The 8,455-nt window shown below is 43.8% G+C and carries 8 protein-coding genes and 1 tRNA gene; 6 read left to right on the forward strand and 3 right to left on the reverse strand.

Annotated features, from left to right (window positions below; genetic code table 11):
- Positions 1-4 precede the first annotated feature (4 nt).
- Both dnaK and lon read left to right on the forward strand, forming a co-directional pair.
- On the forward strand, positions 5-1,912 hold the full coding sequence (gene dnaK / locus NTU69_05285; GenBank protein ID MCX5802933.1) for a molecular chaperone DnaK: 1,908 nt from the start codon (positions 5-7) through the stop codon (positions 1,910-1,912).
- A 9-nt stretch (positions 1,913-1,921) separates the two neighbouring features.
- On the forward strand, positions 1,922-4,270 hold the full coding sequence (gene lon / locus NTU69_05290; protein ID MCX5802934.1) for an endopeptidase La: 2,349 nt from the start codon (positions 1,922-1,924) through the stop codon (positions 4,268-4,270).
- A 472-nt stretch (positions 4,271-4,742) separates the two neighbouring features.
- Here the strand turns inward: lon and NTU69_05295 are convergent, their stop codons facing one another.
- Entirely contained in the window at positions 4,743-5,078 is a 336-nt protein-coding gene (locus tag NTU69_05295; protein ID MCX5802935.1) for a hypothetical protein, read from the reverse strand.
- On the reverse strand, positions 5,075-5,413 hold the full coding sequence (locus NTU69_05300; GenBank protein ID MCX5802936.1) for a hypothetical protein: 339 nt from the start codon (positions 5,411-5,413) through the stop codon (positions 5,075-5,077). Before NTU69_05300 ends, NTU69_05295 begins: the two co-directional genes overlap by 4 nt.
- A 163-nt stretch (positions 5,414-5,576) precedes the next feature.
- Here NTU69_05300 and NTU69_05305 point away from each other — a divergent pair, with 163 nt between their 5' ends.
- Positions 5,577-6,164, forward strand: a complete 588-nt coding sequence (locus NTU69_05305; GenBank protein MCX5802937.1) for a DsbA family protein — start codon at positions 5,577-5,579, stop codon at positions 6,162-6,164.
- Position 6,165: 1 nt separating this feature from the next.
- The gene (locus tag NTU69_05310; protein ID MCX5802938.1) at positions 6,166-6,579 is read left to right on the forward strand and encodes a CoA-binding protein; all 414 of its coding nucleotides are present in this window, start codon (positions 6,166-6,168) and stop codon (positions 6,577-6,579) included.
- Positions 6,580-6,796: 217 nt separating this feature from the next.
- Here NTU69_05310 and NTU69_05315 read toward each other — a convergent pair.
- A tRNA-Arg gene (locus tag NTU69_05315) sits at positions 6,797-6,870 on the reverse strand.
- Between the two features lie 160 nt (positions 6,871-7,030).
- On the opposite strand from NTU69_05315, the gene NTU69_05320 reads away from it, so the two are divergent.
- Positions 7,031-7,396 (forward strand): four helix bundle protein, encoded by a 366-nt coding sequence (locus tag NTU69_05320; protein MCX5802939.1) that lies wholly within the window; start codon positions 7,031-7,033, stop codon positions 7,394-7,396.
- Positions 7,397-7,448: 52 nt separating this feature from the next.
- Positions 7,449-8,455, forward strand: a 1,007-nt coding sequence (locus NTU69_05325; GenBank protein ID MCX5802940.1) for a CHASE2 domain-containing protein, incomplete at its 3' end; no start/stop codon positions are given.

Here is an 8,455-nt window from a genome sequence, read left to right on the forward strand (position 1 = left end):
AAAAATGGCAAAGAAAGTGATAGGTATAGACCTTGGAACCACCAACTCTGTAGTAGCTATAATGGAAGGTGGTGACCCGAAGGTTATAATCAATGAAGAGGGTAACAGGCTTACACCAAGTGTTGTAGCCTTCACAAAGGATGGGGAGATACTTGTGGGACAGACTGCAAAAAGACAGGCTATTACAAACCCTGAAAATACAATATTTTCAATAAAGAGGTTTATGGGGAGAAGATACAATGAGGTCCAGGGAGAAATAAAAACCGTGCCCTATAAGGTAATAAGCGATCAGGAAGGAAATGTCAGGGTGGAGGTGAGGGGCAAACAGTATACCCCTCAGGAAATTTCCGCCTTTGTGCTTCAAAAATTGAGAAAGTCGGCCGAGGCCTACCTCGGCCGGACAATAGAGGATGCGGTAGTTACGGTACCTGCATACTTTAACGACTCCCAGAGACAGGCTACGAAGGATGCAGGAAGGATTGCAGGTTTGAATGTTCTCCGCATTATCAATGAACCAACAGCATCTGCCCTTGCGTATGGACTTGACAAAAAGAAGGATGAGACGATAGCGGTATATGACTTCGGTGGAGGTACATTTGATATCTCAATACTGGAGGTTGGTGATAATGTTGTTGAGGTTAAGTCTACGAACGGTGATACCCATCTTGGCGGCGATGATATAGACCAGAAGGTGATAGACTGGATCGTAACCGAGTTCAAGAAGGATCAGGGTATTGACCTTTCACAGGATAAGATGGCATTACAGAGATTGAAAGAGGCTGCAGAAAGGGCAAAGATAGAACTATCAACGGCAATCGAAACAGAGATAAACCTTCCCTTTATCACTGCGGACAGCGCGGGCCCAAAGCATCTCAACATGAAGCTTAGAAGGGCAGAGCTCGAGAGGCTTGCCGATGATATTATGCAGAGGTCTGTTGAACCATGTAGAATGGCATTGGAAGACGCAAAACTGAGTTCCAGTAAAATAGATGAGGTTGTGCTGGTAGGTGGTTCAACAAGAATACCGAAGGTACAGGAAATCGTTAAGAACTTCTTTGGTAAAGAACCCCATAAAGGTGTGAATCCGGATGAGGTGGTGGCACTTGGTGCGGCAGTTCAGGCAGGCGTACTGGCAGGCGAGGTAAAAGATGTGCTGCTTCTTGATGTGACGCCCCTTTCCCTTGGTATAGAGACCCTCGGTGGTGTCATGACAAAGATTATAGAGAGAAACACGACAATCCCTACAAAGAAGAGCCAGATATTTACTACTGCTGAAGATAGTCAGACGAGTGTTGAGATACATGTGTTGCAGGGTGAAAGGGAGCTTGCGAGAGATAGCAGGACCCTCGGCAGGTTTCATCTAATAGGCCTACCCCCTGCACCGAGGGGCATGCCGCAGATAGAAGTTACCTTCGATATAGATGCGAATGGCATACTCCATGTATCTGCGAAAGACCTTGCGACAGGAAAGGAACAAAATATTACTATAACAGCATCTACCGGGTTGAATGAGCAAGAGATACAGAAGATGGTAAAGGATTCGGAGGTACATGCTGAAGAGGACAGGAAGAAAAAACAGGAAATTGAGTTGAGGAACCAGCTCGATAATCTTGTCTATACAACGGAGAAGACATTGAATGAAAATAAAGATAAATTAGGAAGTGATGATATAAAGAATATGGAGGATGCTCTGACCCCGGCAAAAGATGCGTTAAAAAGTGGAGAGTCTGAGAGGATTAAGGGGGCGCTGGACGACCTCACAAAGGCTTCCCACAAGCTTGCAGAGGTCTTATATAGAAAGACTGCTGAGTCTACATCAAAAGGACCTGGACCCGAGGAGGGGAAACCCCGGGGAGGTACAAAAGGGGATGATGATGTGGTTGACGCTGAATTTGAAGATGTGAAGAAATAGGGGGAATGAATGGTAATTGGTTTACGGAACGATAAGAGCATAAAAGACAGACTTTTTATCCCCGCAGAGGTTCCAATATTACCTCTTCGTGGAACTGTTGCCTATCCTGACCTTGTAATGCCGCTTATCGTAGGAAGGGAAAAGTCTATAAGGCTTGTTGATGATGCGATGAACGGGGACAAAATTATAGGCATTATCACGCAAAAGAATCCGGATATTGAAGAACCCAATATTGAGGATCTCTATACTATTGGAACGGTTGCTACAGTCATGAAAATGGTTAAAATGGTTGATGGAAGCCAGAGGATTGTGATCCAGGGTTTATGCAGATTTAAACTTATAGAATTTACACAGAGAGAACCCAACCTTAAGGCAAAGATTTTGCCTATCTTTGAGGATTATCAGAAGGATATAGAGATAGATGCAATGTACATTAATCTGAAAACCCTCTATAAGAAGGCAGTAGAGATGGCACCCTATCTCTCATCTGAACTTGCACAGATTGCAACGAAGATTGAGAGCCCCGGGAATCTTGCAGACCTCATTGCCTCTACTATAAATATCGGTGTTACTGAAAAGCAGGAGATCCTTGGGAAGTTAGATTTGAATGAAAGGCTAAAAAAGGTCACTATCCTGTTAAACAGGGAGGTGGAAACCCTTGAGCTGAGCAGCAGGATTCAGTCCCATGTGAAAGAGGGGATTGATAAGACCCAGAGGGAATATTACCTGAGGGAACAGCTGAAGGCGATACAAAAAGAGCTCGGTGAAACAGATGACAGATATACAGAGATAGAGGAATTGAGAAAGAAGATCTTTGATGCGAAAATGCCATCCGATGTGCATAAGGTTGCGGAGAAGGAGCTTGACAGACTCTCAAAGATGAGCACAATGTCTGCAGAGTATACCGTCTCAAGGACGTATATTGATTGGCTTACAGAACTTCCCTGGTCAAAAGCAACGGAAGACAACCTGAATATAAAGGATGCAAACAGGATTCTCAATGAGGACCATTATGACCTTGAAAGGGTGAAGAAGAGAATCCTTGAATATCTTGCGGTAAGAAAACTGAAGTCGGATATGAAAGGCCCGATACTATGCTTTGTTGGTCCTCCCGGGGTAGGGAAGACATCTCTCGGCAGGTCTATTGCGAGGGCCCTTGGAAGAAAGTTTATGAGGATATCCCTTGGCGGCATAAGGGATGAGGCAGAGATCAGGGGACACAGAAGGACTTACGTGGGGGCTTTACCAGGGAGAATTGTACAGGGCATTAAAAAGACAGGCTCTAATAACCCTGTTTTCATGCTCGACGAGGTGGATAAGATAGGGATGGACTTCAGGGGAGACCCATCGAGTGCATTACTCGAGGTACTGGACCCGGAACAGAACTTCTCCTTCAGTGACCATTACCTTGAGGTATCTTTTGACCTTTCCAAGGTGATGTTCATCGCAACGGCAAATATGCTTGACCCTGTCCCACCTTCCCTGAAAGACAGGATGGAGGTACTTGAACTCCCTGGCTATACAGAGGAAGAGAAGTTGATGATAGCCAAGCAGTTTCTCATTCCAAAGGAACGTTTTGAACACGGGCTGAATGAGGAGCAGATTGAATTTGATGATGAGGGTTTGAGGGTTATTATTTGCTCATATACGAGGGAATCAGGGGTAAGAAATCTTGAAAGGGAGATCGCAGCCATCTGCAGGGCAGTAGCAAAGGATGTTGCAGAGGGTAAAACAGAGAAACAGTTAGTAACAGCGGATAGCATTCATGGATACCTTGGACCGATAAAATACTTTTCTGAGATAGCGGAAAGGACAAAATACTCTGGTGTTGCAACAGGCCTTGCATGGACACCAACCGGTGGTGATATTCTTTTCATAGAGTCTACAAAGATGAGAGGAAAGGGGAATCTCTCACTCACAGGCCAGCTTGGTGATGTGATGAAGGAGTCAGCCCAGGCCGCTTTAAGCTATATAAGAAGTAAGGCAGCTGATTACAATATTACCGAGGATTTCTTTGAAAAGAATGACATCCATGTCCATGTCCCGCAGGGTGCAATCCCTAAGGATGGACCGTCTGCCGGTATTACGATGCTTGTTTCCCTTGTTTCAATGCTCACGGACAAGCATGTCAGGAATGATGTGGCGATGACAGGTGAGATTACGCTGAGAGGCCTTGTGCTACCTGTTGGTGGTATAAAGGAGAAGGTCCTTGCGGCGAAGAGGGCAGGGATAAGAAATGTAATATTGCCGAAGTTTAATGAGAAAGACCTTGAGGAGGTTCCTGAGAGTATAAAGAGTAACATGGAGTTCATGTTCATAGAGAAGATGGATGAAGCGGTAGAGATCTGCTTATCGTAATTGCAGCTATAAGCTGGCAGTTAACAGTTTTCAAATAAATTGTCCAAGGGGCCGTAAAACTCTTTCGTTCGTGCTCCGCTGTGCGCGCCTTACCCACTACATGACCCGCTCTCACTCAATGTGTGAACTCGTCGTTTCTCCTCAGACAGCACACATTGCCCTTCGGGACGCTCATGCGTGTCAAAGTGGGTTCCCAAGTCGTACTTCGATGTCGCACTCACGCAAAGTTTTCCGGCTTGAAGGAACCGCAAAGTTCTTCCAGATAGTGATGTTTGCGTCCCCTCGCTAATTAACCTTAAATAACGTCTATCCTGTCATTCAGCATTCTTGTATATTTTGTCATAATAACCAGATAGACCAGAGAGACGTATGCCTTTGGCGTAAAAGATGAAGTGGTTCTTGCTGCTTACTGCCTACTCCTTACCGCCCACTGCTTACTCCCTACCCCTTACTCCCTACTGTCTACTGTTTTTCACGGTGCCAGTTGCACTTGGTCTTTGAATTTTTTTAGGAGGACCTTTGACAAAGCATCGGCGGATTCCTGACTTTCAAACTCTACCATCAGTTCGCCATTGTCACCCACAACCAGCCTGCCGTGCTTTTTCACTACCTCGGCTATTGCAACCGGTTCTACTGTCCACCAGCCACGGGTCCGCCGGAGTAACTCTTCGCCCTTAAGCGGCTGAGGGGTAACAAGGTCGATTGTACGGAACCATGCAGTCCAGCCAATCTGGGCAGGCACTTTAAGTACAGGGCTAACCGGGTCATGATAAATTCGGCAGCGGCCGAAAAGACGTAGACGTATCACTTAAGCACCTCCTTGACAATTCCGGCAATTTTTTCGTGAGCAGGCAGTATATCAACAGGGACATTTATACGATTTGCAGAGAGCGTACGGGCAAGGCAATGTATGTAAAGGATGGCTATTTCTTCTTCATTCGTAGCGATGCCCCTATTTACTGCAAGCACCCATGCCTTCTCAAATGACTTAAGGGCTGCATCCCGTATGCGGCTAAGCCTGTAATCAAATGGTGAAACATTCAAACGCTCGAGCAATTCCCCCTGTAGAGCATCAATACGGGCAAATACCTGCCGTAAATATCTGACCTGCGGGTCTTTACCCCACTCATCTACCTCAGGCATTAAACCTCCCATAAAGAGTGTCAAGTGGTGAGTGTAGATGCCAATGTTTTTCCTAACACTATTCGCTTAACACTATTAATCCTATCAAGCCTATATCTCTGTGTCAACGCCCTTTTTCCTTTACAACAAAAGCGATATTGGATAAAATCATTTGCAGGAAAAGATGGCTCATAGAAGGTTACTGATAAATCTTACAATCTTATTGGTTTTTGTAACCATTACCTCCCTTTTTGCAAATGATGTTTCATTCCTTTCCTTTGGCACAGGCAAGACTAAGGTAAGGTTATATACGGATTATTTCTGCGGTCCATGCAGGGACCTGGAGCCCAAGATAGAGGGTATGATTATTGAACTGGTGAAAAGAAACGTCATAGACCTGACATTCATCGATGCCCCTTTCCACAGAGATTCTGCTTTTTACGCAAGGTATTTTCTATTCGTTTTAAATGAGAAAAAGGAGTTTAAATACATCCTTGCCGCACGGGCTGCCCTTTTTGAAGCTGCCAGGGAAAAGATAGCTGAAAAGGAAAAGCTGGAGGAATTTCTCAGGAAAAAGGGTATAAAGTTTAAGCCCTTTGATGCGAGGCATGTATTCAATGTTTTATCAGGTTATTTAAGAGAAGATAAAATCAATTCAACACCTACCTGTGTCATATATAGTGGGGACAAGAAAGAGACATTCACCGGAGCCACGAATATCATAAAGGCCCTTGAAAATCTGAGGAGGGTTTCTCAGTTATCAGGAGGTTGATATGGATTCTCAGGAAATGAAGAAAAGGGAGATTCTAAAGACATCAAAGGTGATTACCATTGTCGGCCTTTCGCCGGATGTAGAAAAACCGAGTAATGTGGTTGCAAATTACTTAATAAAGGCGGGCTACGAGATTATACCTGTGAACCCTCAATACGATGAAATCTTAGGAGTGAAATCGTATAAGTCTCTGTCGGACATACCCAAAAAGATTGATATAGTAGACATTTTCATGAGGGCAGAAAGGGTATTGCCGATTGTAGAGGAAGCTATCAGGATTAAGCCGAAGTGTATATGGTTGCAGCTAGGTATTGTAAATGAAGAGGCAAAAAACCTTGCCGAAAGGCACGGCATCCCCTTTTTTATGGATGTGTGTATAAAACAGGAACACGCAAGGCTCATGGTATATCAATAACCAATAACCAAATTACAATGACCAAGCATATAAAATTACCAATAACCAAAATAGAATACAATAACCAATTACCAAGTACCAACATCCAAACAGGTTCCTCTCTGGAACTTGAGATTTGGTTATTGATAATTGAATTATTTTGGAACTTGAAAAATTGGTTGTTGGAATTTATCTGGTCATTGGTGCTTGGTTATTGGATATTGGTGATTAAAGGAAATGCGCCCGAAAGGATTTGAACCTTCGGCCTCAGCGTCCGGAGCGCTGCGCTCTATCCAACTGAGCTACGGGCGCAATATATTTTTACTCAATCTCAAACTTAATGCTTTACACCCTGTTAGCATTTTTATAGAATATAGCACATTCATAGGTATTTGAAAACTGTGATTTAGATAGTAGACTATGGACATAAGGCAATAGACATTAGACTATAGACTTCAGACAACAGAAGGGAATGGGTAGAGATTACAAAAAAATAAAGGCCTGGCAAATAGCAGATGAATTAGCTCTTTTGGTATATAAGTCTACGAAAAAATTTCCAAAGAGCGAGATTTGGGGGTTAACATCTCAGATGAGAAGAGCTGCTGTATCAGTACCAGCAAATATAGTAGAAGGTTCAGCCAGGAAAAACAGGAATGAATATTTGCAATTTTTATACATAGCTATATCATCGTTAGCAGAATTGAATTACTATATCAGGTTTACAAAGGAATTAGGATATTTAGACACCAATGAATATGAAGGACTATGGACAAAAGGTCAGGAGAGTTCGAGGATACTCCAAGGGCTAATTTCTTACATAGAAAAGTCTGATGTCTAAAGTCTTGAGTCCAGTGTCTGAATTGCAGATTTGAAAAAGGACAAATTTTAACATGAAGAAACCGCTCATACCTATCCTCATCGGCATCCTCATTACCTTTTTGTTTGCCACCTTTGCTGTGGTGAGGCTGGTTCCCTTTGAACGCCTTGAGCTTCTCCTTTATGACATCAGATACCACCTCCATGGCAGGATAAATCCGCCAGAAGAGGTTGTCATCGTCGGGATAGATGACAGGAGCCTTGAAAAGATTGGAAGATGGCCTTGGGAGAGAAAAAGGGTAGCCTCTATCGTAGACACCCTCAAAAATATGGGGGCAAAGGTAATTGTGATGGATATCATATTGAGTGAGCCTTCAAAGGGTGATGATATCCTCGCTAAGTCTATAAAGAGGGCAGGGAATGTCATCCTTCCCATTGTGTTTGACTTTAAAGGTGAAAAAAAGAAGGTAGAAGACGACATGCTCTTTGACAGCGCATTCCCCATGGTGAGAAAGATGGATTACCTGAAAATCTTTCCGCCTATCAGCGCCAATAGTGTATTACTGCCGCTCAAAAACCTCTCTAAGGGTGCGAAAACCCTCGGGTATATAAATATGTTCCCTGATAAGGACGGGATACTCAGGTGGGAGGTTACGGCTCTCGAATATGGTGGTGAGATATACCCGTCTATAGACCTGCAGGCAGTAAGGCTCTTCCTCGACCTGCCGATGGAAGCCATGATACTGAATGCAACCGAAGGTGTCCAGCTTGGTAAAAAATTTATCCCTACGGATTTCTGGGGAAGGACATTGATTCACTACTACGGGCCTGAAAGGACCTTTCCATACATTTCGGTACTGGATGTAATTGAAAAAAAGGTAGAGCCATCCCGGATAAAAGATAAGATTGTCCTCATAGGTGCAACAGCAGTTGGCATTTACGATTTAAGGGTTACACCAACATCCCCGGCCATGCCTGGTATTGAAAAACATGCGAGCGTAATCGCATCATTCCTCAAGAATGATTTTATATTAAAGGTTGCGAATATTACCAATGTCCTGATTGTCCTTATCTCCGGTAT

This window comes from Pseudomonadota bacterium, assembly GCA_026388215.1.
Lineage (GTDB): Bacteria > Desulfobacterota > Syntrophorhabdia > Syntrophorhabdales > Syntrophorhabdaceae > JAPLKF01.

Coding starts and splice junctions, on each gene's coding strand:
- NTU69_05310 (MCX5802938.1), top strand. CDS start 6,166: ATGGATTCTCAGGAAATGAAGAAAAGGGAGATTCTAAAGACATCAAAG.
- NTU69_05305 (MCX5802937.1), top strand. CDS start 5,577: ATGGCTCATAGAAGGTTACTGATAAATCTTACAATCTTATTGGTTTTT.
- dnaK (MCX5802933.1), top strand. CDS start 5: ATGGCAAAGAAAGTGATAGGTATAGACCTTGGAACCACCAACTCTGTA.
- lon (MCX5802934.1), top strand. CDS start 1,922: ATGGTAATTGGTTTACGGAACGATAAGAGCATAAAAGACAGACTTTTT.
- NTU69_05320 (MCX5802939.1), top strand. CDS start 7,031: ATGGGTAGAGATTACAAAAAAATAAAGGCCTGGCAAATAGCAGATGAA.
- NTU69_05300 (MCX5802936.1), bottom strand. CDS start 5,413: ATGCCTGAGGTAGATGAGTGGGGTAAAGACCCGCAGGTCAGATATTTA.